This is a genomic window from Microcoleus vaginatus HSN003, assembly GCF_022701255.1.
Lineage (GTDB): Bacteria > Cyanobacteriota > Cyanobacteriia > Cyanobacteriales > Microcoleaceae > Microcoleus > Microcoleus vaginatus_B.
The window spans coordinates 3,101,294-3,124,886 of record NZ_CP031705.1; the positions used below are offsets into that span (position 1 = coordinate 3,101,294).

The following is a 23,593-nucleotide window of genomic DNA, read 5'->3' on the forward strand; positions in this document are numbered from 1 at the left end:
GGTTAATAAGGGGGGGACAAGAGTGTTCTCAAAGTCCCCCTTATCAAGCTATGCCTTACTCACATCTTTCTTAACAAAATCAGGCTTGACATCCGGGGGGGAATGGGTGGAAACTAATTTCCATGTACCAGCAATGTCATGCAAACGTTGCCAGCCTCGCCACAGGGTCTTGACACCCGGTTCACCATCACATGAACGTCCTAAAAATCCACCTAATTTTGCAATCCAACGAATGCAATTACTTAAAGTTGGGGGTGATTCACTAGGGATAGGAGTCCCATGAATTGTGCAGTAAAGTGCTTGCCATTCATGGGTTTCGAGAATGGTGTCCCCTCCCAGCTCAGGATGATGACGAGATTCGTAAATCATCCACAATAACCGCCATGCCACAATTGTGTAGGTTGAGATTGCCCGTTCGATGCGCTCGGCAGTTTCTAATTGTAGCTGTTCTAAACCGCATCCACTTTTAAGAACGTAATGATAGCGTTCGATTAACCAACGGTAACTGTACCAGCGTAAGCACTGGACAAGATCAGAGAAACCATTAATGGGCAAGGTGGTCAATAACAACCAGCTTACAGGCTTCTCTGTGGTCGGTGGGTTGTTTTCACTAGCCAGAATCACTTGCACTGTCAGCGGCTGTAAATTTTGGTGGTGAGGGTGGCTTTGAGGAGGTAGAATTTCGACTGTTGTAGCCTGCAGGTTCAGAGTCGCTTTACGAGCTTCTCGCTGCGGATTAGCTCGCAATTCCAAGTCCAGTTGTCCGGCGATCGGTACTTTGGCGATCGCACCTTGTAGTCGCTCTACTTCTTTTGTACCATCAGAGTTCTTGACTTGACGGTTGTGATAGGCGCGAATTAACAACTGAGAATTCTCAGGTCTTTCAGTCGCTAAAAAGTCATAGATGTCGGCTTCGCGATCGGCTACCGTTAGTACAGTAATTGATTCTGGCATCACCTTCTGGGTCGCATCAAGAGCTGTTAACCAACGTTGGCTTTCTTTGTCTTTGGTTTCGGTTTGATTTCTGGAATGCTTCTTACCAATAGTCGCAGGATCTCGCGCCCATACTTGTTGGTGCAACACTCCTAATGGTACTCCATTGGCAGAGCTACAAAATACTGAGTGAACTTTCAGACCCCGACTGGTGGCACTATCCAAGTGTCCCATTCCTTTCTTGCTGGGATGGTGGGTGAAATTCAGTTCTGTGGTGTCCTGAATCGCCAGAACCATTGGGTGTACTTTGATTCGTTCGATGGTACTTCTTTGGTGGGCTTGGCGAATCGCATCTGACGAGACTCGTGGAGATGACCAAAAGTCATAAGCCCCTTGGGTGGCTGCCCAATCCCCTGATGCTTGTGGCACAGTGGCATGGGGCTGTGAGGCTAAGTCTGAGACAATTCGCACCAGTCTTTTCTGGCGACGCCGATCGCCTAAACAAGCAAATTGTAGTTCTGCTACTGCCCATTCTGCCGTCATAGTTCCTCACTCGCCTCTGATACCGTAATTTCAGGCTTACTTGATTCGGTTCCTGGTTGTCAATCCTACTCCAAGGGAGCGAGCGCCCGGAGGTCGCTCCGGCTTGAGCCGGAGCGCCTTTGTTAAGAAAGATGTGAGTAAGGCATAGCTTATCAAGGGGGATTTAGGGGGATCTAGACCAATACGGTTCAGTTAAGCTCGATCTCCCTGGCACCCCCCTCCCGGGGGGGACAAGAACTTACTCAAAGTCCCCATTCTTAAGGGAGATGCGAGGGGGATCTCCGAGGAATAAATAGTTTTAACCCAAGCGTATTGGGATCTAGACTGGGCTACCAGCGAGAGATACAGAGGGGTTTCAGGCTTAAGTTGACACGCCTTGGTAGGGTGGGCGCTACCGCCCATCGGTAGCTAGCACAGTACCCGGATTATGAACTGTATCCGAAATAGCAAAACAGATTGTGGAGATTTTAGAGTTAAGAAATTATAAGTTTTGCGTTAATAAATTACGATTAAAACTCTGCCGCTCGCATGAGGAAGAGCGGCCAAATTATAAGTTATGATTTATCAGTTTGGGTTTGAACTAACAAATCCGAATCACCAAATTTTAAGTACAAATTACCAATTACCAATCAGCGCTACAAATCATGCCAAGCTCAATGTTAAATAACGACCCGTTGTGGTTCAAAGACGCGATTATTTACGAAGTACCTGTTCGGGCTTTTGCCGACAGCAATGCAGACGGCATCGGCGACTTTAGAGGACTGACTGAAAAACTGGATTACCTGCAAAACTTGGGAGTAACAGCAATTTGGGTACTGCCATTTTTTCCCTCGCCACTGCGAGACGACGGCTACGATACATCTCACTATACTACCGTCAACCCGATTTACGGCACATTAGAGGATTTTAAAGACCTTTTAGAAGCAGCGCACCAGCGGGGAATTCGAGTCATTATTGAGTTGATTGTCAACCACACTTCCGATCAGCACGCTTGGTTTCAGCGAGCGCGCCGCGCCCCGAAAGGCAGTAACGAACGAGATTTTTATGTGTGGAACGACACCCCGGAAAAATATCAAGATGCTCGGATTATTTTCAAAGATTTTGAAACCTCTAATTGGGCTTGGGATGCGGTAGCAAAAGCTTATTACTGGCACCGTTTTTATTCCCACCAACCCGATTTGAATTACGACAATCCCGCCGTCCGCCAAGCTATCTTAGATGTGGTAGATTTCTGGTTGGCGCTGGGAGTAGACGGACTGCGAATGGATGCGGTGCCTTACCTGTACGAGCGCGAAGGTACTAACTGCGAAAACCTGCCCGAAACTCACCTATTCCTGAAGCAATTGCGGCAGCACGTAGATGAGAAATTCCCGAACCGGATGCTGCTGGCTGAGGCGAATCAGTGGCCCGAGGATGCGGTTGAATATTACGCTGCTGGCGATGAATGTCACATGAACTTTCATTTTCCGCTGATGCCGCGTTTATTTATGGCTTTGCATATGGAAGATAGCTTCCCAATTAGCGACATTCTCCAGCAAACTCCACATATTCCCAATAATTGTCAGTGGGCATTATTTTTGCGGAATCACGATGAATTGACGCTGGAAATGGTGAGTGATGAAGACCGAGATTATATGTATCGGGTTTACGCTCAAGACACTCAGGCGAGAATTAATTTGGGCATCCGCCGCCGCTTGGCTCCTTTGATGGGAAATAACCGCCGCCGGATCGAGTTGATGAATGCTTTGCTGCTGTCTCTTCCGGGTACGCCGGTGCTTTACTACGGCGATGAAATTGGCATGGGAGACAATATCTATTTGGGCGATCGCAACGGGGTGAGAACTCCGATGCAGTGGAGTGGCGATCGCAATGCCGGTTTTAGCCGTGCTAACCCGCAGCGACTGTATGCACCGCCAATTGTTGACCCTGAATATCACTACGAATCTATTAACGTGGAAGCGCTGCGGGCGAATCCGAGTTCTCTTTGGTGGTGGATGAAACGCCTAATTGCAATTAGGCAGCGCTTCCAAGCATTCGGTCGCGGAACTTGCGAGTTTCTGTACCCGGAAAACCGCAAAGTTTTAGCTTTTGTACGCACTTATCAAGACGAACACATCCTCGTAGTGGCTAATTTGTCACGCTTCGTCCAGACGGCAGAATTAGACCTTGCGCCCTTTAAAGGTGCTGTTCCGGTGGAGATTTTCGGCCGCACTGAGTTTCCGGCCGTTGGGGAGTCGCCTTACTTTTTGTGCTTGAGTCCTCACACGTTTTACTGGTTTACTCTTACTGTTAAACACGAAGATTTTGCGCTGCACGGTGTTCCCACAGACTTGCCTACTTTGGCGGTGATAGGCAATTGGAAAACTGCTTTTGCTACAAGTCAGTTAAGCGATATGCTGGTTAATCTTTTGCCGGTATACCTGCGGCGCAATCGCTGGTTTGGTGGTACAGATCGGACAATTCAATCATTAGAAATAAGTGAGGTTGTACCGATTGAATGTAAAGATAGTGCGGGGGAGCAATCTCAAGTTTATATTCTGTTTTTGCTGTTGAATTATACTGAAGGTATGCCGGAAACTTACGTTTTGCCTTTAGGTTGGGAAGAGATGAAAGGCGATGTGGACGATCGGGCGATCGCGCGCCTGCACTTCCCAGAAACCAACAAGGAAGTCGGGGTACTATTTGATGCTGCTGGTGACAAAGGTTTTCTGAGCGCGCTGCTGGAGGCGATCGGCAATTCTCGCAGTTACAGAGGTGTTGCAGGTCAACTGGTAGGAATTGCCGACCGTGCATTCAGCTCCGAAGAAGATTTATCCCACCTCGACCCCCACGTGTTCAAAAAAGAACAAAGCAATACATCCGCAGGTTACGGCGACCGCTTCGTCCTGAAAATATTGCGAAAAATCGAGGAAGGTATCAACCCCGAATTAGAAATCGGACGCTTTTTAACAGATCGCAACTCGATCCAACACTATGCTCCAATTGCCGGAGCATTGGAATATCACACACCAGCAAAACAAGTCCTTACAGTCGGAATCCTACAAAAATTAATCCCCGACAGCGTAGATGCTTGGTCTTATACATTAGACACACTGCGCGACTATTTCGAGCAAGTAATGACAGTAGAAGCAAAGCATTCCAGCGAGAATTTATCTACTGCCCCCGAAAATTATTTGCCGAGCGCTTTGACCGGACAAACCCAGCGGCAGCCAAACTCGCTAGTAGCGGATTTATCCCTAGAAATTCCCGCCTTAGCTCGCGAACTCATCGGCTCTTACTTGGCATCAGCCGAACTTTTAGGTCAACGGACAGCCGAACTTCACCTCGCTTTAGCTGCTGACACAGAAAATCCCGCTTTTGCCCCAGAAAGCTTCACCTCCTTTTACCAGCGTTCCATCTATCAACACATGAGAAATCTGGCAGGAAGAACTTTGCTGGATCTGAAAAAACGGCTGTCTAAACTGCCGCCAGACATACAAAAATCGGCGCAAAAGCTCCTCAACCGCGAAGAGTTGATCATGGAACGTTTCAAGTCTATTTTGAACTTGAGAATCACCGCCGATAGAATTCGCTGTCACGGGGACTTCCATTTCGGGCAAGTTCTTTATACAGGCAAAGACTTCGTAATTATTGATTTCGGAGGAGAACGCGATCGACCCTTAAGCGAGCGGCGGATGAAGAGGTCGCCCCTGCGAGATGTTGCGGGAATGCTGCAATCTATAAGTTACGCTGTTACTTTGGCACTCCGCAATGAAGTAGAAAGTGGCATGATTCGCCCTGAAAATCTCCCGGAGATGGAGCAGTGGGCGAACGTTTGGCACCGCTGGGTCAGCCTAACTTTTGTCAAGAGTTATTTGGCGACAGCAGCCGATGCAAATTTCTTGCCAAAATCTATCCCGGAACTACAAGTTTTGCTGGATGCTTACATTTTGGAAAAAGCGGTTGGCGAACTAGCATACGAACTCAATTACCGCTTGGATTGGGCCGAAATTCCGCTGAAGCGGATTCTACAATTGCTCAATTAATAAGGGCGGGTTTATCTATACTCGTTAGGGTGCGTGACTTTCTAGCAACTCAAGTGGCAGCGAGATGCTGGAGAGTCACGCACCTTACATGACACGAAATCTGCTTTACTAACGATTAAATCAAGGAATAGAATTCGCTCCTCTACAAACAAAGTTCGCGCCAAGCGAGACTAGACGAAAAGATGGTAAAAAAGTGATTTCTTATTACTTAAAATAAAGAGCTGCTTGATATAAAACTTGTTCTTGATGCGTTAACAAAGTGCAGTCAGAAAGCGGGTAAGCCACACAAGTAACAGCGTAGCCAGCTTGCAATTCTGACGGCTTCAAAAATTTTTGTTCGCTTTGGTCGATTTCACCGCTAAGCAGTTTGACAACGCAAGCAGAACACTCTCCTTGCTTGCATCCATTCGGCAAGCGGATACCGGCATCTTCTGCCATATCTAAGATATACTGGTCGTCTGGTACTGCGATCGTGCGATCGAGCGCAAGTTCCTGATTCACCAACCGAACTTGATAAACTGCCATTTTTTTCTTATTCCTCGCGAAAGGGCCGGTTTACGATGCTGTTAGTCCTAGCAAATATTTCGGGTAAAACCCGCCCCTACAACTAGAAAGGGCGGATTTATATCGTGTATATCTAGACAAGTGCTTCTTGATAATCGAGATTTTCCTCGAGATAAATAGCCCGAATATCCTCCGGCAAGTTGGATTCTAAACTTTGATATCCTTTTTGCAGCAAAGCCTTTACCTGAGCGGGCGAAATAGCTTCGCCTTCTGCTTGCAAATAAGCTGCAATGCGAGTTTCGCTCCAGCGGAAAGTCTGAGCCATCAACACAACTAAACGCGGTAGCGGTGCTAACAATTCTAAGGCTTGTTTGACGTAACACCACAGGGGAGGCGGAGCCGATTGCAAAGAGTAGTGAATCGACTCAACAGGTGGCAATTGGGCTTGATTTATGCAGACGGCCGTGACATTAATCAGCCAGTTTTGGAGACTGAGATTTTCGCCATCAGACTCTTGGATTTCGCGGCGCAAATCCAGGCCTCGCAGTTCGTGATAGATGTGCAGCCAAGTGTGGGCAAATAGGTAATCGCCTTGTACGGGCGATCGCACGGAATGGCGAATCAGGGAGTGTACAATTTGAGCGTAGCGGCAAAAAATCGCCGTAAAGAAGCGACCCTGATCGGGATGGTTTTGAAACAGAGTCAATAATTCCTGGTCGCTGTGATGGAACAGGGATTTGACCACAGGATGGTTGAGTTCTGAAAAATTAGGTGTTTGCACAATTGTTATGGAAAGGTTTGGAGAATAAATGCGGGTGCAGCCCGATTCTACAACACGATATACATTTGATGCAAGTGCTTAAAAAATATGTTGATATTTAAGTCATATTTAAGTCATATTTAAGTCAATTTAATTATATAATGGAATTTGTAGATGACGCTCAATAAACCTCAATTAATAGAGCGTATTTTATTTGTTCACCGTCACCTACAAAGGTTGTTTAAATGGTAAATTCTTTGTATGTCTAGCATTAATACTGGTATCGAATGGACCGACAGAACATGGAATCCAACGACTGGCTGCGATAAAGTCAGTCCAGGTTGTACGCATTGTTATGCTGAAGCATTGACAAAACGGTTTCATACTAATTTTCCTAACGGTTTTGATTTAACGGAATATCCAAAACGTTTGAATGAGCCTAAAAGCTGGCGAAAGCCGAGTCGCATTTTTGTTAACTCAATGAGTGATTTGTTCCATGAAGATGTTTCTCTTGAATTCCTGAAACAAGTTTTTGATGTAATGCGTGAAACTCCTCACCACATTTATCAAATTCTTACGAAGCGACATGAGCGTTTAGCAGACTTAGCCCCTCAACTTGATTGGTCTGATAATATTTGGATGGGGGTGTCTGTTGAAAATCAAAACTATGTTCATCGTGTGGATCATTTGCGACAAGTCAATGCAAAGGTACGGTTTTTATCCTGCGAACCACTTTTAGGGCCTTTGCAACTCGATCTAAGAGATATTCACTGGGTAATAGTTGGGGGAGAGTCGGGGCAAAAACACCGTCCGATGCAGGAAGAATGGGCACAAAGTATTCGGGATCAGTGTCAGGATGCTGAAGTCGCGTTTTTCTTCAAGCAATGGGGAGGTAGAACACCTAAAGCTGCTGGGAGAATGTTGGATGAGAGAATTTGGGATGAGATGCCCGAAGCATGGGAGAAACACCAAAAGCAATGGAATGGCTACACTTTGAGTGTGAGTCGCAACTCAAATAAAGTAGTAACGCCTACTTGGGTGGGAATGTAACCCTCACCTCCTCTCCAAATGTAATTTCTCCTTTGTATTTTCTTCGTTCACTGGCAGGTGGATGTACTATAATTTTACCTTGTTGTTCTAGTTTCCGCAGAGCTTCCTTGTAATTTTTGCTAATGTAACGCTTGCCAACATGATGCTGATTATAAATTTCTTCCATTGTTAGTGTTTGACCCGTAAATTCATCAATTAGCATACTTTCAAGAGCATCAAGCTGCCCCATATCAAAGAGTGAAAGTTGAATAGGTGCGGGATTATATTCAAAAGACGGTACTCCCTGAGTAAAAATAGAGCTTTTTTTAGCCATAATATCTTTCATAATTGAGTGACCTCGCTTATTCTTAGATATAAAAATAAGATAATGGCTAGTACGACTACCGCTAGGTTCTTTGAAGCAAAAATCTTGAACGTGCGACCCTCCAACATCTTTCAATGCCTGACAAATAGTCTTTACAATAGTTGATTCTCGCTCTTCAGGCTGCATAGGTTTAAGTTCTTCCCTCAGCGCATCAGCTCGTTCTTCACCAAAAAAGGAGTTCATCTCTTTCTTGACAACTGGGTTATTTAGATTCATATTAATGCGGTTGTAGTTAAAGAAAAATATACAATCACTACCCCAATTGCTGATAACGGAGCCTATTAGATTAATTGACAAACCTTTATAACCAAAAGGGTCAATAAAAAAAAGTGTTGGTGCTGATTTAATATTATTTTTAATATCCTGGATAATTTCTTCTCCCACCTCCTTATTTAAAATAATTGGTAGGTGTCTTAAGGTATCTATACCAGGTAAAGATGCTATTGCCCGAGCGAGAGACTCGGTATTATTGGAGTCTATATCATTAAAAATTGTTACAAACTGTTCTCGCATTTCTGATTCAGTAAGGACACTTTCCAAAATTAGTAATGGTGTAGATTTGCAACCGTCTTTATAATAACCTGGTCCAGAAAATAAATCTACATATGCAATGTTTTGGGGCCTTTTTGAGAAGGGTATTTTTTTTATTTGACTAATCATTATCTTAGCCCATGCCCCAAAGTATTTAGCTACGATCTCAATTTTAACTAAAGATTGTTCTTTAGGCTTATCGAAGAAAGAATTATTAACCATAACTTTGCCTCTCCGAGCTCGATAATTATTACATTTTACTGAATTATACTACTATTTTGATTTACCGTAACCTCCACCCCCAGGAGTCTCAATGACAAACACATCCCCCGGCTGCATTTCCACAGTCGCCGTACTCCCCAAATCCTCAACTTTTCCATCAACCGTTTCAACATAATTCCGCCCCACTTTCCCCGCTTCACCCCCATTCAAACCGCAAGGATAAATCACCCGTCTCCCCGATAAAATACCAGCAGTCATCGCTTCCCGAAAGCGCACTCGCCGCACAACTCCATTACCCCCGCGATGATATCCATTCCCCCCGCTATTAGCCCGAATTGCAAAACTTTCCAACAACACCGGGAACCGCCATTCTAATACTTCGGGATCAGTTAAACGCGAATTAGTCATGTGAGTTTGCACCGCATCAGTACCGTCAAAATCTGCACCAGCACCCGAACCGCCGCAAATTGTTTCATAATATTGATAGCGCTGATTCCCAAAGGTAAAATTATTCATAGTTCCCTGAGAAGCCGCCATCACTCCCAAAGCACAATACAAAGCATCGGTAATATTTTGCGAAGTTTCCACATTTCCGGCAACTACCGCCGCTGGATAGCGAGGATTCAGCATACAGCCTTCGGGATTGATGATTTCGAGAGGTTTCAAACAGCCCGCATTGAGAGGAATATCGTCATCTACCAAGGTGCGGAAAACATACAAAACAGCCGCTTTGCACACCGCAGCCGGAGCATTAAAATTGTTGGCTTGTTGACCTGAAGTGCCAGTAAAATCTACTTTTGCACTGCGCGCAGATTTGTCAATTGTAATCGCTACCTTAATTTGTCCGCCACTATCCATCGGATAAGTAAATTCGCCATCACTCAAAACCTCAATTACCCGCCGCACCGACTCTTCCGCATTGTCTTGTACGAAGCCCATATAAGCTTGCACAGTCTCTAATCTATAATGTTCTACCATCTTGAGAAGTTCTTCAGCGCCGCGCTTGTTAGCAGCAATTTGTGCTTGCAAATCCGCTATATTTTGATCGGAGTTGCGAACCGGAAAATTCCCCGCTGTCAGAAGTTCTAGTAATTCTTTTTCTCGAAAATTGCCCTCGCTTACTAACAAGAAATTGTCCAACAATACACCTTCTTCAGTTACTGTTGTACTGTTAGGAGGCATGGAACCGGGAGTAATTCCCCCGATGTCGGCGTGGTGTCCGCGCGAGGCAACATAAAACAAAGGAAGGGAGGAATCACGAGCAAATACTGGAGTAATAACGGTGATATCTGGCAAGTGTGTGCCGCCGTTGTAGGGATTGTTAGAAACATAAACATCGCCCGGTTGAATCGCATTGCCTCGTGCTAAAATTAAAGCTTCAACGCTTTCGCTCATCGAGCCGAGATGCACGGGAATGTGCGGCGCGTTGGCAACTAATTGCCCGTTTTGGTCGAAGATTGCACAGGAAAAGTCGAGACGTTCCTTGATGTTCACCGAGGAACTTGTGTTTTGCAATGTGACGCCCATTTGTTCCGCGATCGCCCGAAACAAATTATTAAAAATTTCTAGCAAAACTGGATCGGATTTAACCGCAGATAAACCCGAATGAACGCGGATATTATCTGTCTCCATCTGCGTGCATCGGCGGTTCAAAATTAAATCATTATTTTCGGTAATTTCCGCTTCCCAGCCCGGTTCTATGATATTGGTTCCCGTAGCTTCAACAATCATAGCAGGGCCGCTAATGCAGTCGTGCGATCGCAAATCGTCTCTCTGATAAACAGGCGTTTCCCGCCACCCGCCAGCAACATAGGTTTGCACCGTTGAAATTGGTTGCACAGGCAAGATGCCTGTGCCACAAGAGGGGGAAATTGTGGATGCTTCCGGCACATTCATTGTCTGCACAATTGGCTGCACAGGCAAGATGCCTGTGCCACAAGAGGGGGAAATTGTGGATGCTTCCGGCACATCCATTGTTTGCAAAATTGGTTGCACAGGCAAGATGCCCGTGCCACAAGAGGGGGAAATTGTGGATGCTTCCGGCACATCCATTCTTTCTACAACTTCCACCGAAACCGCTTCCACAATCAGCGGTTTTTCTGGCATAATAAAACTGTAACGCTGTCGGTGGGCTGCTTCAAATTCAGCCTGCATGACCTCAATATTGTCAGCACAGTTGACAGCCAAAACAGAGTCACTTCCCTGATATTTTAAGCGCAACTTGCTAACAACTAAAACCTCTGACTCATTCTCTGTGTTCTCTGCGCCTCTGCGGTTCAATTCCCTCTTTCCATCAGCCTCCAATTCAGTTAAAATATGATGCAAATCAGCTAATAATTCTGCATTTAATTGTTGCTCGATCGCCCTTTCGCGAATAGCCCGCACATCAGCCAAACCCATACCGTAAGCCGACAACACACCCGCATAAGGGTGAATAAATACCCGTTTCATGCCCAAAGCATCGGCGATCGCACAAGCGTGTTGGCCGCCCGCACCGCCGAAACAGCACAATGTATACTCCGAAACATCGTAACCGCGCTGAAGCGAGATTTTTTTGACAGCATTTGCCATCTTTTCCACGGCGATCGCCAAAAAACCCTCCGCCACCTGTTCGGCCGTCCTCTCGCCCCCGATTTCCCCCGCTAATTGCCCAAATTTTTGCTTTACTACGTCAGGGGCGATCGGCAAATCTCCATTCAATCCAAATACTTTCGGGAAAAAATCCGGTTGAATTTTGCCCAACATTACATTGCAATCAGTCACCGTCAAAGGGCCGCCTTTGCGATAGCAAGCGGGCCCAGGATTGGCCCCTGCAGACTCCGGCCCGACGCGGTAGCGAGCCCCGTCAAAAAAGACAATTGAACCGCCGCCGGCTGCTACAGTGTGAATTGCCATCACGGGCGATCGCAATCTCACCCCAGCAATTTCCGTCTCAAATTCGCGTTCGTATTCGCCGTTAAAATGGGCAACATCTGTCGAAGTTCCGCCCATATCAAAGGTAATAATTTTATCAAAACCTGCCTTTTTGCTCGTTTGAACAGCACCGACAATTCCCCCAGCAGGCCCGGATAAAATACTGTTTTTTCCTTGAAATTGTGCCGCGTCCACTAAGCCGCCGTTCGATTGCATGAACATTAATTTAGGGGACGGTGCCCCGGTGCCCGCCCCTACAGCCTCGTTCCCAGGCTCTGCCGGGGAACGCAGATCCAGAGGCTCTGCCTCTGTTAACTGACTGGTTACTTGTTCGACATAACGCCGTAAAATCGGAGATAAATAAGCATCGACAACCGCAGTATCTCCCCGCGAAACTAATTTCATCAGCGGGCTAACTTCGTGAGATACTGAAATTTGAGTAAAGCCAATTTCTTTGGCTATTTTAGCAACTTGTTTTTCATGTTCCGAGTAGCGGTAGCCGTGCATGAATACGATCGCACAACTGCGAATTCCCTCATCGTATGCTTGCTGCAAAGACGGGATAAACTCGGGATTGACAGCAGTCAACTCCTCACCTTGAGCACTGTAGCGTTCCGCAACTTCAATAACTCGATCGTACAGCATCTCCGGCAAAACAATGTGGCGGGCGAAAATATTCGGGCGGTTTTGATAGCCAATTCTCAGCGCATCGCCGAAACCTTTAGTAATTAACAGAATTGTGCGATCGCCCTTTCGTTCCAGCAAAGCATTTGTCGCCACCGTCGTCCCCATTTTAATCGCTTCAATTTCGGTGGCGGGTATCGCTGCGTCGGCGGGAATTCTCAAAATATCGCGAATTCCTTGGACTGCGGCATCGGTGTAGCGTTCTGGGTTTTCCGACAGCAGCTTGTGAATGACTAATTTACCGTCGGGGCGCTGGGCGACAATATCAGTAAAAGTGCCACCGCGATCGATCCAAAATTGCCAGCGAGTGCGATCGGGATAAGTAGGATTCATATCTCTTTTTTTTGATATTTTTGCTTGATTAATTTACAAGTATTCAACAAACTTCTGTTCGAGTCAATTCATAAAACTCATAACTTCGGGTCATAAAAGTCATAATTTCTGGTCGTTCAAACTAGCAGGCGCTCGATCATATTAATTATAGATGTCGAATGCCCTTGACTAACCCCTGACAAACACCAGCCAGAAAATCCAAATCCAAAGTCTCAATCTTATCGCTTTCTCGATGATAATGCGGATTTCGCATATTAGCAGTATCAGTCACCATGATAGCCGGATAACCATTATCCCAAAAAGGAACATGATCGCTGCGGCGAGTATCCGGCACAATTAAACCTCGATTCGGCACCGGTAGCCACTCGCAGGGCTGACCTGATTTGCGAATTTTGCCACTCAAATTAATCAAATCGGGAACCGTCCGCAAATTGCCAATTAAAGCAATAAAATTGCCACTATTTGGATAAAAATATTTCAAGCCAGCGGGGTAGCTTTGAGAATTAGGATTATGGTTGCAATAACCCAACATTTCCAAAGAAATCATTAACCGGATTGAGTCTTGCTGTTGCTTGTATTTAGCTGCATGATGACTGCTTCCCAAATAACCGTATTCTTCCATATCGAAGGCGACTAATTGCACTGGATATTTGAGCGGCCCAGATGCGATATCCCTTGCGAGTTCCAGCAAAACAGCAACACCAGTAGCATTATCATCGGCCCCAGGCGATCCGGGTACAGTATCGTAATGAGCACCAATTACGATCGGCGGCAACCGCTTCTTACTTGCCTTTTCGGAGGGGGGTAAATCCAAAATCAAATTGTGATGAATTTGGCCGCGAACCGAAAAATCGTCAATTTCTACAGTTCCCCACTGTGCCAACTGTTCGCGGATGTATTGCTGAGCATAAAAATGCCCTTCGGATGCGAGGTATGGGTTGCGATCGCGTACAATTTGAATCAGATGGCTGTGCAAGCGTTCTTTGAGATTCATGCAGTCTGCTACACAATGAGTACAATCAAATTATATTCTGTTTAATCTTGGAAATTATAGGAATACCAGCCAAATGCCCTACAGCGATTTTAGTTTAGAAAAAGTCAAACGAACCTTTCAACTGACAACTTCAGAAATAGTCGATTTATTTGGAAATGTACCCGACTTACAATGCAGCCCTCTCTTGACAGAAATTCTACGTTAGAATGTACCTTTAGCCCTTGCCAGCAACAGCGAAAAAGCTCGCTCGGAAATGATTATTTCACCAATTTTAATCGACCTCAGAAGACAGTTAAAGGAACGAATTAACTTATTTTCGGGAATAGAGTTTGACGTGGATAGCGAAACGGGATTAAATGGGATTTGCGATTTTATTATCAGCAATTCACCTGAAATACTATTTGTCAGCGCTCCCGTAATTACCCTGGTGGAAGCAAAAAAAGAAAATATCACTGCTGGCTTGGGACAATGCGTAGCGGAAATGTTAGCAGCTAGGATATTTAACGAACGTACAGGCAATGAAGTTTCAACAATTTACGGGGCAGTGACAACTGGGAGTATTTGGAAATTTATGAAATTAGAAGGAAGTGTAATTAGTATCGATCTGACTGAATATTACCTCAAAGATGTGAATAAAATTTTGGGTATTTTAGCAATGGGGGCTGTCTCGCAACCAATTGAGGTTTGAGTGCGATCGGGATACAGTTACAGAAGATCCGGAATCAATAGCAACACCTTGGAAATATATACGATACTTACGCATCAAAACCACAGAAACCGGGTTTTTGGCAGTTTCTGCGACTGTAACGAAGTATTTTAGAAAAAACCCGGTTTCTGACCACCCCGGCGTAAGTCCTCATATAGTTATAAGTTAATCAAGCCGCAAAAAAATGGCAGAAAACTCCCTACGCATTAATCACGATGCTGGTTCGATCCAACTATTCTGGCAGCGGAGAAACTCAGCACCCCGATTTGCCCCTCCCGTTACCTTTGAACATCCCTTTGACAGCAAAGTTCTAGCCGATTTGCGCTGGTATCTCGAAGAGTATCTGCGCTTTCCCTACGGACTAGAACCGGAAAATGCTAAAAAAATTGAACAGCAGTTGCAAGCTTGGGGACAGCAGCTATTTGACTTAGTATTTCGCAGCAGCGACAAGGCGCGGGAGTTTTTTCAGGAAGCGACACGAGCCGGATTAGATAAGTGCGAAATTAGTATTGTTTCCGACAATCCAGCCGTACTCAATTTGCCCTGGGAATTGCTGTTTACCCCAAATTATCAATTTCTTGCACCTTTGCTGGCGGGGATGTATCGCAGTCTTAGCGAGTATCCAGTTCGGGCAGACATGGGAGAAATGTCTGACGAACACTTAAATATTTTATTAGTTATTGCTCGACCCTCTGGAGCGAAGGATATTAATTTTCAAACCATCGCCCGCCCCATGCTAGAGGCACTCAAACCTATTCAAAAACAGGTGAATCTCACGGTATTGCGCCCCCCTAGTTTAAAGCAGTTTGAAGCAGAACTTAACGCCCGCAAAGGCTTTTATCATATCGTTCATTTTGACGGACATGGAGACTTTCAAGCTGACAGCAAAACCGTTCAAACTCAGTACGGGAAATCGGGAGAAGGCGTTTTAGTCTTTGAAGATGCAGACGGCAACCCGGAAATAGTTACTGCTACGGAAATTGCCCAATATTTGACTGATTGCCGCGTGCCGATTTTTATTCTCAATGCTTGCAAGTCGGGACAAGCTGGGGAAGAAGCCTTTTCTTCCGTGGCGGGACAGTTGGTGAAGTTGGGCGCGAAAGGCGTTGTCGCAATGGCTTATTCCGTCTATGCGGCAGGCGCCAAACACTTCATGGCACGGCTGTACGGGGAATTGGTGCGGGGACAAGACATCGCCTCTGCGGTGGCTGCGGGGCGCAAATCTATGTCCATAGACAAACAGCGCCCCAGTCCCAAAGGGCTTTTACCGCTGCAAGATTGGCTGGTGCCGGTGCTGTATCAGCAGGAACCTTGCAGGCCTTTTCGGCCGAAAGCTGCGACTCCGAGTTTTGCAGATTTGATGGGGGAATCTGACACAGAGGCTACGCTGGCGGTAGATTTGCCAGATGTTAGCGCCTATGGGTTTATTGGGCGAGATTACGATATTTTGTGTCTTGAAAGAGCTTTTCGCCAAAATCATGTCGTGCTGTTGCAGGGGATGGGCGGCGTTGGGAAAACTGAGTTGGCCGGAGGGTTTGCGCGGTGGTTGGGTGATACTCAGGGGCGCACGGGTGGCGTTTTCTTCACTTCTTTTGAACGCGGTGCGGGGTTGAGTCAGGTAGTGAATCAAATTGGCCGGGCGCTGGGCGGGGAAAAATTCTCGTCATTGTCGCCGGAAAGACAGCAGGAGGTGGTGCGAAAATATTTGCAAACTAATCCTTGTCTGTTGATTTGGGATAATTTTGAACCGGTGAATGGGTTTCCCCAGGGGAATCAGCCGCTTTTACCGGCTGCGGAAAGAGACAGCTTGAAGCAATTTCTTAAAGAGTTGCGCGGGGGACAATCTTGGGTTTTGATTACCAGCCGGCGCGAGGAAAATTGGTTGGATTGCGGTTACGCGCTGCGGGAGTTAAAGGGATTGGTAAAGCCGGATGCGGAAGAGTTGGCGGCGCGGATTCTGCTGGAAGCGGGGGTTGACAGGGCGAAATTGCCTGGAGAATATCTGGAGTTGCTGAAACTGTTGGGCGGACATCCGCTGTCGCTGAGGGTGGTGTTGCGGCATTTGAAGACGCAGACTCCGGTGCAGTTGATTGAGGCGCTGCGGCGGGGATTGGATACTTTTAAAGGTGCAGAGGAGGAAGGGAGAGAGAAATCTCTAACGGTGTCGCTGGATTATTCGTTTGCCAATTTGTCGGAACGGGCGCGGCAGCATTTGCCGTTTTTAGGGCTATTTTGCGATCGAGTGGATGCACATTGGCTTGATTATTTTTCAGCAAATCCTGATGATGAGTTTGGACAAGCATATCAGGCGGTGTTTGGAGAAAACTTGCAGAAATCGGATTGGATTGGACTCTTGAATGAAGCGACTGCCGCCGGAATTCTGGAATATTTGGAAAACAGTATCTACAAAATTCACCCGGCACTGCCTTGGTATTTGCGACAAAAGTTAGACCAAATGGGTTCGCAGGAGGTAATCAATACCCTAGAAAAAAAGTTGCTGGATTTCTATGCAGCGTTGGCGGATAACTACCGTAAGGAACTTATCAGCAATGCAGAATTGGCAACCTTTGTGCTGCGAGTGGAAGAACCGAATTTATTGCAACATTTACGACTGGCAGAACAGCAGCAGGATTGGAATAAAGCTTATCGTATTCTTTGCGCCTTGGGGGAGGTGTATCAGCGATGGGGGCGCAAACCAGAATTTAAGTCCCTGCGAGAACGGGCGCTGAACCAAATTGGCTTCCACTTGCCACAAGCAAAGGCAAAGGGGCAAGATGCTTTTGATTTCTGGATGTATCTGCGGGGAGTAGATGCAAATGAAGCTCTTAAAAGTGCTGACTTGGAAACAGCAAGAGCCGTTTATCAAGAAATTCGGGATGAATTGACAGCCTTAAATGACCCTTCCGTGAATGGCAGTATTGCTGTTACTTATCACCAACTAGGAAGAGTAGCCCAAGAGCAACGGCAGTTTGACCATGCGATCGCTTTTTACAATAAAGCTCTCCAAATTTATGAAGATGCGGGGGATTTCTACCGTGCTGCTGGCGACTATCACAATCTAGGAGTGGTAGCCCAAAAACAACGGCAGTTTGACCATGCGATCGCTTTTTACAACAAAGCTCTCCAAATTTATGAAGATGCGGGGGATTTCTACCGTGCTGCTAGCGACTATCACCAACTAGGAAGAGTAGCCCAAGAGCAACGGCAGTTTGACCATGCGATCGCTTTTTACAATAAAGCTCTCAAAATTAAAGAAGATGCGGGGGATTTCTACAGTGCTGCTAGCGACTATCACCAACTAGGAACGGTAGCCCAAGAGCAACGGCGGTTTGACAATGCGATCGCCTTTTACAATCAAGCTCTCCAAATTTATGAAGATGCGGGGGATGCTTACAACGCTGCTGACGAGTATCACCAACTAGGACAGGTAGCCCAAGAGCAACGGTGGTTTGACGATGCGATCGCCTTTTACAACAAAGCTGTCAAAATTTATGAAGATGCGGGGGATTTTTACAGTGCTGCTGGCGACTATCACAATCTAGGAATCGTAGCCCAAGAGCAACGGCGGTTTGACGATGCGATCGCTTTTTACAATAAATCTCTCCAAATTCATGAAGATGCGGGGGATTTTTACTCCGCTGCTAACCAGTATCAAGGATTGGGAAACATTACCAAAGAGCAAGGAGATTTTGACACTGCGATAGCCTATTTCCAAAAAGCATTTACAGCCACAAGTGCAGCAAATGATTGGCGTAAAGCTTCCTCAGCTCTAACTGTATGGAGCCGAACTTTAGAAACCCAATCGAATTGGACAGAGGCCGTGAAAATTTACATTCAAGCCTTAGCCATTGACATCGAGCATAATTCAGAATGGGTTGACTCGGATATCGCAGATTTAGGGCGGATGCTCAAGCAGTTGGGAGACAGTCAGTTTCAGGTAATTTGGCGAGAGTTTACGGGTGATGAGTGTCCGGGAGAGAGGTTTTCAGCTATTCAGAAAGCCAGTGAAACAGAGGAGGAGGGAGCAGATTAATAGTGACAGGATTTACGCATGGGGGCCCAGAAACCGGGTTTTTACGAAAATACTTCCTTGCGACACGCAGATTCCCGAAAAAACCCGGTTTCTTTGTTCGGAGTGCGTAATTCCTGTATAGAAAAATCCGCGTTTTGTGACGCAAATGCTTCGCCACTACGGACATTATACCCGTGTTAGCAACTGGATCTCCGGCCCGTTCCACAAGACATCAAATTTTCTTGTGGGGTGGGCCGAAGATCCCGCCCGGAATCAATGAAGTATTACTGCTATAATCATTACAATCAAAATTGTTTAACTAACTTACCCGCAATTAACAATATGGAACCGATACTAACTGCCGCCGAAATGAATGAAAAGCGGCTGATGTTGCAAGATTACGCTCCCGCCCAAGAAGCCTTTGCCATGCTGGAAAAACACAACGGCAGACTTGACACCAGTTTTGATGAATTGTGGGTTGAAAACCACAATCTTGAATCCTTTGCACAACCAAAAAACGGCAAATCCCTATGGCAAGTCACGCTGAAAACTCTCCGCGCCGAACTCTGCGGCAATGATGGCTTGCGGGCCCAATTCAAAGACTATACCAAAAATCCTGGGAGTACGCCTTTGCTTACGGGATTAATTGTTGCTGTTGTCGGTTTGGGTGCTTCGTCTGGAATACCGATCGATCCTAGTATAGCTACTATTATTGTTCTCTATTTGCTCAAAATTAGTCTCAATATTTTTTGTGAATATACCGATCCAGTAAGTTAGAATTTAGGTTAAATTACTATTGGCATACCAAACGGGAAATCGCCATCTACCTCTTTCAAAAGACAAGAAAAAGAGGTACATTTGAATTTACCGTGCGGCCGGGGCGGGTTTATTTATCCTTTTAATTGTTGTCAAGATTGTTGGTAAAACCCGCCCCTCCGAGAATAATATCCGCAAACAATCTAAACTTCCGATTCTAATTCGCTTACCCGCACCTGCACCGGCAAGTCTACAGAATCAAACTCTGACGGCTCTAATAAAGCCGCCGCTTCACCTTGAGAATTAACCTGGTCGCCCGATCGCACTTTTCGCAATTTCTCACCCAAAGTATCCCGCTGATTAATCAAATAAATACTCACCAAAGTCAGCCCAACTCCCATCGATTGCAGCGGATTCAACACTTCGCCCAAGAACAAATTGCCGAACAGCAAAGCAAATACAGGCGTAAGAAAGGTAAGAGAACTTAAACTTGTTAGACTGCCGGTAGAAGCAAAATAAAAGAACAAACCGTAGGCGATCGCACTTCCGAACACAGTAGAATAACCTAACGCCATCCAGCCGGAAAAATCGATATTCACAAACTGTTCGGACTCAGTTACAGCCGAAATTGCCCACAGCGGCAAACCGCCCAAAATCATGTGCCAACCAGTCGCCACCACCGGGTCAACATAGCGGCAAACCCAGCGCACCAAAACCGTACCCACAGCCATCGACAAAGCAGCCAACAGCATCAACCATTCTCCACCCTGAAACAACTGTTCGATACCCCCAGAAACCTGCCTGTTTTCAGGATGAAACAGCCCTACAATCCAGCCATCCGGCAACCCAATTAAACTGATGCCGACAACGCCAATCACTAATCCCAACCAGCCCCAAAAACCAATTTTTTCTTGAAACAGCCACAAACACAAAATCGCCACAGCTAGCGGTTGAGAATCAATCATCACCGAACCCAAGCCGGCACCGGTTCTCGCTAAACCTTCAGCTAAAAAGCCTTGAAACAAAGTAGCGTCAACCAAAGCAAACAGGGAAATCCACAGCCAAGCTTTCCAACCCTGCGGCTGTGGCTTTCCCATGAATGTCGCCACCAGCAGCACCAACACGCCCGCAGGTATCAAACGCACGACAGCCACAAACAGCGGCGTTGTGTGTGGCATCACGCCCTTCATGGCTACCATCGCGGTTCCCCACAGGAAAAACGGCGCAATTAGCAACAGCGGGGCAAAAGGCAATTTTGAATCGGTAAGCTTTAGCTGCATGGCGGAGACTCCAAATAATTGATGAGATTGATTCTCGTGGGGATGATGTAGTTTTGTTAAGCAATTTTTACAATTATATATCGCTGTTGAGTTAAATTCGATCGCACAAACCTCGACCATTATGAACAGGCAAGATGCCTGTTCCACAACAAAATCAAGGTGGAACAGGCATCTTGCCTGTTGCGGCAATTATGAACACGCAAGATGCCTGTTCCACAATCCAGAATTTTCTTGTGCAACAGGCATCTTGCCTGTTGCGGCCATTATGAACAGGCAAGATGCCTGTTCCACAATCCAGAATTTTCTTGTGCAACAGGCATCTTGCCTGTTGTGGCCATTATGAACAGGCAAGATGCCTGTTCCACAATCCAGAATTTTCTTGTGCAACAGGCATCTTGCCTGTTGCGAACACAGGCACCACATCTACCCCGATGAATAAGGCACACTAGAAGTGAGCTACAAAATTTCACCTTGCCTGTACACTGCCCATGATTTGGCCATTCAAGCCCCGCTACCGTAAACAAATAGCCCGTATCGAAATCACCGGAGCCATTGCCGGAGAAACCCGTAAACGAGTCCTAGAAGCTCTCAAAACCGTTGAAGAACGCAAATTTCCCGCCTTGCTGCTGCGGATAGACAGCCCCGGCGGCACTGTCGGCGATTCCCAGGAAATTTACAGCGCACTCAAGCGTCTGCGCGAAAAAGTCAAAATTGTTGCCAGTTTTGGCAATATTTCAGCTTCTGGCGGAGTTTACATCGGCATGGGAGCCGAGCATATCATTGCTAATCCCGGTACAATTACCGGCAGCATTGGCGTGATTATCCGGGGTAACAATCTAGAACGGCTGTTAGAAAAAGTAGGCGTTTCTTTTCAGGTGATTAAATCGGGGCCGTATAAAGATATCTTGGCATTCGATCGAGAATTGACAGATCCTGAACAGCAAATTCTCCAAGACTTGATCGACACCAGCTACCAGCAATTTGTGGAAACCGTTGCTGAAGCCCGGAAATTGGCTGTTGAGAAAGTCAAAAGTTTTGCCGATGGTCGGGTTTTTACCGGCCAGCAAGCCTTAGAATTGGGTTTGGTCGATCGACTCGGAACAGAAGAGGACGCTCGCCGCCTTGCCGCCGAACTCGCAGGCCTCGACCCGGAAAAAACCGAGTCTTGCACGCTAGAAAAACAAAAACCTTTCCTAAATCGCGTCTTGGGGAGTAGTCTGGATATATCCGGGCTTTGGGCTTACAATAATTTGCTGGAATTCGAGCTTTCTACTAGCGGTTTGCCGCTGTGGATGTATCGCCCGTGATTAAATAGTCAGTTGGCAGTTGGCAGTAGTCAGTTAACAGTGGTAATTGGTAATTAGTAATGGGTAATTGTAACTAGCAACTGACAACTAGCAACTGACAACTGACTACTGACAACTGACTAAAATGGAGGAAATTGGCGTGGAGTGGCAAGTGCGGGGGATTCGTGGGGCAACTACTGCTAGCGAGAATTCGGTGGCAGCAATTCGAGAAGCGGTGAGAGAATTGTTAGATGAATTAGAAGCAAAAAATGATATAAATCCAGAATTAATTATTAGTGCTACGTTTTCTGCAACTCGCGATTTAGATGCTGTGTTTCCGGCGGCGATCGCCCGCGAACGTCCTCACTGGTGTAATGTTCCTTTGTTGGACGTACAGCAAATGCACGTTGAGGGTGCTTTGGAACGCTGCATTCGGTTTTTAATTCACGTCAATTGGCCGGCACACGTTGAAATTTATCATCCTTATTTGCGGGGAGCTCAAAATTTGCGCCCCGATAGGAATTTAGCGGTGGCGGTGTCTGGGGAAAAATAATAGATTCACTTTGGGCTTGATTTAAAAGTTAACTCACCATTACAGGTGGGTTTATTTTTTACGGGACTTGATACAGTACAAAACCTGCCCTGCGGATATATGGTTAAAAGCTTTTATTATAAAAAAAACCCGGTTTCTTTGAGAAGCCGGGTTTTTTGTCATCAATCAGACGCTTTCTTGTGATGCAGCCTAATCCCTAAAAAGATGTCATATATAAAACTCCAAAAGTCCTTTTTCCCTTCCAATATTCCCAAAGTTTGAGGAGAACCCTTTTCATCTAACAGCGGCTTCACAGCCTCATAAGCAGGCTTGTAATTGTACCAAGGAATGGAAGGCCACAAGTGATGAATCAGATGATAATTCTGCCCCAAAATCAAGATATTTAGAATAGGACTAGGATATACTCTGGCATTTTTCCAACGATCGCGATCATGAAACGGACGGTGCGGCAAATAATCAAAAAATAACCCCAACGCCAATCCCACCACCATAGCGGGAGAAAACCAAAAATTCAGCACGTAACCTAAATGGTCGTACTGAATCGAGATATACACGATCGTGATCACAACCAAACGGCTGAGAAACCATTCCAATAATTCGTATTTCCGCCACAGTTTGCGCTTAAAAAAGAAAACCTCGTGGTAAAGAAACCTCGCAGCAATCAACCACAAAGGCCCGCCGGTAGAAACATAATGGTCTGGATCGTTATCTGGGTCATTGACATGGGCGTGATGCTGCATATGTACCCGCGTAAACACCGGGAAAGCAAAACCCAACATCAGCGCGCTACCGTGTCCCAAAATAGCATTAACTGTGCGATCGCGATGGGCTGCATTATGAGACGCATCGTGAATCACAGTTCCAGCCATGTGCAAAGCCAACACGTTCAGCGAAAAACAGCACCACTGGGGCCATCCCCAACACCAGAAACCCAAGTTAGAAATCACGAGAATCGCTACTGCACTCAAAAATAGCAGCAGTGTCGGATTGAAGTCACCGGGAGGACTCAGAAACTCTTTCGGCACTGTCAGCGGCCGTCCTGCCTCCGACATCTTTGTTAAGACTCCTTAATATTTCACACTTGCGTAGTATAAGATACAAGCCAGACAATAGTAAAGTTTTATGAAAGAACAGAGTTCGATCG

General features: G+C 46.1%; 16 protein-coding genes. 8 read left to right on the plus strand and 8 right to left on the minus strand.

The features are described from left to right. Positions 1-48: 48 nt before the first annotated feature. The gene (locus tag D0A37_RS13430) at positions 49-1,476 is read right to left on the minus strand and encodes an IS4 family transposase (RefSeq protein WP_242715793.1); all 1,428 of its coding nucleotides are present in this window, start codon (positions 1,474-1,476) and stop codon (positions 49-51) included. A gap of 644 nt (positions 1,477-2,120) precedes the next feature. Here D0A37_RS13430 and treS point away from each other — a divergent pair. Continuing rightward, entirely contained in the window at positions 2,121-5,501 is a 3,381-nt protein-coding gene (gene treS, locus D0A37_RS13435; RefSeq protein ID WP_242724851.1) for a maltose alpha-D-glucosyltransferase, read from the plus strand. Positions 5,502-5,705: 204 nt separating this feature from the next. On the opposite strand, the gene D0A37_RS13440 is transcribed toward treS, so the two are convergent. After that, on the minus strand, positions 5,706-6,026 hold the full coding sequence (locus D0A37_RS13440) for a 2Fe-2S iron-sulfur cluster-binding protein (RefSeq protein ID WP_242724852.1): 321 nt from the start codon (positions 6,024-6,026) through the stop codon (positions 5,706-5,708). A 112-nt stretch (positions 6,027-6,138) separates the two neighbouring features. Then, the gene (locus D0A37_RS13445) at positions 6,139-6,786 is read right to left on the minus strand and encodes an RNA polymerase sigma factor (RefSeq protein WP_242724853.1); all 648 of its coding nucleotides are present in this window, start codon (positions 6,784-6,786) and stop codon (positions 6,139-6,141) included. 240 nt (positions 6,787-7,026) lie between these two features. On the opposite strand from D0A37_RS13445, the gene D0A37_RS13450 reads away from it, so the two are divergent. Then, entirely contained in the window at positions 7,027-7,815 is a 789-nt protein-coding gene (locus tag D0A37_RS13450) for a DUF5131 family protein (RefSeq protein ID WP_242724854.1), read from the plus strand. Here D0A37_RS13450 and D0A37_RS13455 read toward each other — a convergent pair. From D0A37_RS13455 to D0A37_RS13465, 3 genes are all read right to left on the minus strand, one after another. Further along, positions 7,796-8,932, minus strand: coding sequence for a three-Cys-motif partner protein TcmP (locus D0A37_RS13455; RefSeq protein ID WP_242724855.1), 1,137 nt, complete (start codon positions 8,930-8,932; stop codon positions 7,796-7,798). The two genes, D0A37_RS13450 and D0A37_RS13455, sit on opposite strands and share 20 nt — an antisense overlap. Before the next feature lie 51 nt (positions 8,933-8,983). Further along, complete coding sequence (locus D0A37_RS13460) at positions 8,984-12,862, minus strand: hydantoinase B/oxoprolinase family protein (protein WP_242724856.1); 3,879 nt, start codon at positions 12,860-12,862, stop codon at positions 8,984-8,986. Between the two features lie 145 nt (positions 12,863-13,007). Then, positions 13,008-13,856 carry a M28 family peptidase gene (locus D0A37_RS13465; RefSeq protein WP_242724857.1) on the minus strand — a complete coding sequence of 283 codons (849 nt, stop codon included), beginning with the start codon at positions 13,854-13,856 and terminating at the stop codon, positions 13,008-13,010. Between the two features lie 253 nt (positions 13,857-14,109). Here D0A37_RS13465 and D0A37_RS13470 point away from each other — a divergent pair, with 253 nt between their 5' ends. The 3 genes from D0A37_RS13470 to D0A37_RS13480 all read left to right on the plus strand — a co-directional run bounded on the left by D0A37_RS13470 (position 14,110) and on the right by D0A37_RS13480 (position 19,351). Further along, positions 14,110-14,544, plus strand: a complete 435-nt coding sequence (locus tag D0A37_RS13470; RefSeq protein WP_445242526.1) for a hypothetical protein — start codon at positions 14,110-14,112, stop codon at positions 14,542-14,544. A 202-nt stretch (positions 14,545-14,746) separates the two neighbouring features. After that, positions 14,747-18,595: a tetratricopeptide repeat protein gene (locus tag D0A37_RS13475; protein ID WP_242724858.1), complete on the plus strand. Its 3,849-nt coding sequence runs from the start codon at positions 14,747-14,749 to the stop codon at positions 18,593-18,595. Positions 18,596-18,916: 321 nt separating this feature from the next. Beyond that, positions 18,917-19,351 (plus strand): hypothetical protein, encoded by a 435-nt coding sequence (locus D0A37_RS13480; RefSeq protein WP_242724859.1) that lies wholly within the window; start codon positions 18,917-18,919, stop codon positions 19,349-19,351. Positions 19,352-19,533: 182 nt separating this feature from the next. Here D0A37_RS13480 and D0A37_RS13485 read toward each other — a convergent pair whose 3' ends face one another. Further along, entirely contained in the window at positions 19,534-20,610 is a 1,077-nt protein-coding gene (locus D0A37_RS13485; protein WP_242724860.1) for a DMT family transporter, read from the minus strand. Positions 20,611-20,744: 134 nt separating this feature from the next. On the opposite strand from D0A37_RS13485, the gene D0A37_RS29015 reads away from it, so the two are divergent. From D0A37_RS29015 to aroH, 3 genes are all read left to right on the plus strand, one after another. Beyond that, the gene (locus D0A37_RS29015) at positions 20,745-20,879 is read left to right on the plus strand and encodes a hypothetical protein (RefSeq protein WP_278187198.1); all 135 of its coding nucleotides are present in this window, start codon (positions 20,745-20,747) and stop codon (positions 20,877-20,879) included. 219 nt (positions 20,880-21,098) lie between these two features. Next, on the plus strand, positions 21,099-21,917 hold the full coding sequence (sppA, locus tag D0A37_RS13490) for a signal peptide peptidase SppA (protein ID WP_242724861.1): 819 nt from the start codon (positions 21,099-21,101) through the stop codon (positions 21,915-21,917). Positions 21,918-22,041: 124 nt separating this feature from the next. After that, positions 22,042-22,449: a chorismate mutase gene (aroH, locus tag D0A37_RS13495; RefSeq protein ID WP_242724863.1), complete on the plus strand. Its 408-nt coding sequence runs from the start codon at positions 22,042-22,044 to the stop codon at positions 22,447-22,449. Positions 22,450-22,610: 161 nt separating this feature from the next. Here aroH and crtR read toward each other — a convergent pair whose 3' ends face one another. Beyond that, positions 22,611-23,501 (minus strand): beta-carotene hydroxylase, encoded by an 891-nt coding sequence (gene crtR, locus D0A37_RS13500; RefSeq protein ID WP_242724864.1) that lies wholly within the window; start codon positions 23,499-23,501, stop codon positions 22,611-22,613. Positions 23,502-23,593 lie beyond the last annotated feature (92 nt).

Bases quoted from the DNA above. Each gene is read 5' to 3' on its own strand.
- crtR (WP_242724864.1), bottom strand. From the start codon at position 23,501: ATGTCGGAGGCAGGACGGCCGCTGACAGTGCCGAAAGAGTTTCTGAGT.
- D0A37_RS13455 (WP_242724855.1), bottom strand. From the start codon at position 8,932: ATGGTTAATAATTCTTTCTTCGATAAGCCTAAAGAACAATCTTTAGTT.
- D0A37_RS13430 (WP_242715793.1), bottom strand. From the start codon at position 1,476: ATGACGGCAGAATGGGCAGTAGCAGAACTACAATTTGCTTGTTTAGGC.
- D0A37_RS13475 (WP_242724858.1), top strand. From the start codon at position 14,747: ATGGCAGAAAACTCCCTACGCATTAATCACGATGCTGGTTCGATCCAA.
- D0A37_RS13440 (WP_242724852.1), bottom strand. From the start codon at position 6,026: ATGGCAGTTTATCAAGTTCGGTTGGTGAATCAGGAACTTGCGCTCGAT.
- D0A37_RS13450 (WP_242724854.1), top strand. From the start codon at position 7,027: ATGTCTAGCATTAATACTGGTATCGAATGGACCGACAGAACATGGAAT.
- treS (WP_242724851.1), top strand. From the start codon at position 2,121: ATGCCAAGCTCAATGTTAAATAACGACCCGTTGTGGTTCAAAGACGCG.
- D0A37_RS13480 (WP_242724859.1), top strand. From the start codon at position 18,917: ATGGAACCGATACTAACTGCCGCCGAAATGAATGAAAAGCGGCTGATG.
- D0A37_RS13485 (WP_242724860.1), bottom strand. From the start codon at position 20,610: ATGCAGCTAAAGCTTACCGATTCAAAATTGCCTTTTGCCCCGCTGTTG.
- D0A37_RS29015 (WP_278187198.1), top strand. From the start codon at position 20,745: ATGCCTGTTCCACAACAAAATCAAGGTGGAACAGGCATCTTGCCTGTT.
- D0A37_RS13460 (WP_242724856.1), bottom strand. From the start codon at position 12,862: ATGAATCCTACTTATCCCGATCGCACTCGCTGGCAATTTTGGATCGAT.
- D0A37_RS13465 (WP_242724857.1), bottom strand. From the start codon at position 13,856: ATGAATCTCAAAGAACGCTTGCACAGCCATCTGATTCAAATTGTACGC.
- aroH (WP_242724863.1), top strand. From the start codon at position 22,042: ATGGAGGAAATTGGCGTGGAGTGGCAAGTGCGGGGGATTCGTGGGGCA.
- sppA (WP_242724861.1), top strand. From the start codon at position 21,099: ATGATTTGGCCATTCAAGCCCCGCTACCGTAAACAAATAGCCCGTATC.
- D0A37_RS13470 (WP_445242526.1), top strand. From the start codon at position 14,110: ATGATTATTTCACCAATTTTAATCGACCTCAGAAGACAGTTAAAGGAA.